The sequence below is a fragment of the Sphingobium wenxiniae genome (assembly GCF_007830065.1).
GTDB classification, from domain to species: Bacteria; Pseudomonadota; Alphaproteobacteria; order Sphingomonadales; family Sphingomonadaceae; genus Sphingobium; species Sphingobium wenxiniae.
Genome location: NZ_VLKK01000064.1, coordinates 1 through 2,138 on the forward strand (window position 1 = coordinate 1; position 2,138 = coordinate 2,138).

Genomic DNA, 2,138 nt, shown 5'->3' on the forward strand with positions numbered 1-2,138 from the left:
GGACAAGCTCCTGGGGAGTATGATGCGACGGGCCGAGAATCGAACCAAGGACAAAGCGATCGGCACGATCCGGTCATTGCAGGCGCAGCTTCGCCTGCTCACCGGTTCATGCCGAACCTTGCTCGACGCGCGGGCGCGAGGCGTCGATTCTCTTGCCGCCATCAGTTCGATCGACTGGGAAAGGCTGGGAACTGCGGTCGTGGACGCCGAGCTGCTGATCGCGCCGGAAACGATCGACCGCACGGCCGAACTGATCGAGCGGCAGCGCTCGCTGCGCTCCGTGATCGGCCCGTTCCTCAACGCCTTTCAGTTTCGCGGTGCCGGTGCGGTGCAGGGTTTGCTCGATGCGGTCCGCCTCGTGGCTGACATCTATCGCACCGGACGACGCCGCCTGCCCGACAAACCGCCGCTCCGCTTCGTGCCGCCGTCATGGCGGCCGTTTGTGCTGCGCAATGGCGTGGTCGTTCGCGCCGCCTATGAACTTTGCGTACTCACCCAACTGCGCGACCGGCTGCGCGCCGGCGACATATGGGTGGCAGAAAGCCGCCAGTATCGCGCCTTCGATAGCTATCTTCTGCCGTCCGCCACCTTTGACGCGATGCGCGCGCGGGGACCGCTGCCGCTGGCGATCGATACCGATTTCGAAAACTTCATCGCTGGGCGCCGCGCCAGCCTCGACACCGCGATCGAGCGGGTGACGATCCTCGCCCGGCAGGGAGAGCTGCCCCAGGTGCGCCTTGACGGCAACGGCCTTGTCATATCGCCGCTCAAGGCAATCACGCCGTCCGACGCAGCAGATATGCGCCGCGTAGCCTATGATCGGCTGCCGCGCGTGAAGATTACCGACCTTCTTTTGGAGGTCGATAGTTGGACCGGCTTTTCCGAGTGCTTCACCCATCGCCGCTCCTGTCGGGTGGCGGATGACCGCAACGCGCTCCTGACCGTGATCCTGGCCGACGGCATCAATCTCGGCCTGACGCGCATGGCCGAGACCTGTCAGGGCGCGACCTTGCGTCAGCTCGCCCATCTCCACGACTGGCATATCAGCGAAGCCGCCTATGGCGAGGCGCTGGGGCGGTTGATCGATGTTCACCGCACTGTGCCGCTGTCCGCGCTGTGGGGCGACGGCACTACCTCTTCGAGCGACGGCCAGCTCTTTCATGCCGGCGGGCGCGGCGCCGCGATCGGCGACATCAACGCGCGCAACGGCAACGAGCCGGGTGTCAGCTTCTACACCCATGTGTCGGACCAATATGATCCGTTTGCGAGCCGGGTGATCGCGGCGACCGCCGGCGAGGCCCCCTATGTTCTCGACGGGCTGCTCTACCATGCCACTGGCCTGTCGATCGAAGAGCACTACACCGATACCGGTGGCGCATCCGATCATGTGTTCGGCCTGATGCCCTTCTTCGGCTACCGCTTCGCGCCGCGCCTGCGAGACCTGAAGGACCGCCGCCTGCATCTGCTGCCGGGCCAGGAAGCGGGGCCACTGTTGGCCGGCATGACCGGCGATCCGGTCGCCATCGGGCATGTCGCCGCCCATTGGGACGAACTACTGCGCCTCACCACCTCTGTCCGCAGCGGCACCACCACCGCATCGGCGATGCTCCGCAGATTGTCCGCTTACCCACGCCAGAACGGGCTGGCGCTGGCCTTGCGCGAGGTCGGGCGGATCGAACGCTCGATCTTCATGCTCGACTGGCTGCGCGATCTCGACCTGCGCCGACGCACCCAGGCTGGTCTCAACAAGGGAGAAGCCCGCAACGCGCTCGCTCGCGCGCTCTTCTTCAACCAGCTCGGCGAGCTGCGCGACCGGCGGTTCGAGAACCAGACCTATCGCGCCTCCGGCCTCAATCTCCTCGTGGCCGCCATCATCCTGTGGAACACTCGTTATCTCGAACAGGCGGTCGGGGCGCTGTCGATCCCCGAAGACGTTGCGCGCCATATCGCCCCGCTGGGATGGGAGCATATCTCGCTCACCGGTGACTATCGTTGGAATGTCGAAAGCCGCCCCGATCCCGGCCAGCTCCGCCCGTTGCGCACGCCTTCATCGCTCTTGGCCGCATGATGTCATTCACCCGCGTTCGCCAAAGGTTCTCTCCTAGCGTACGTAAAATGCACTTTCGTGTAGTCAGCCC

At 65.2% G+C, this 2,138-nt stretch carries 1 protein-coding gene; it reads left to right on the plus strand.

Features of this window, described 5'->3' with window-relative positions:
• Nucleotides 1-2,068 (plus strand): Tn3 family transposase (locus IQ35_RS20765; protein ID WP_145076207.1); only part of this gene is annotated, 2,068 nt, incomplete at its 5' end.
• Nucleotides 2,069-2,138 lie beyond the last annotated feature (70 nt).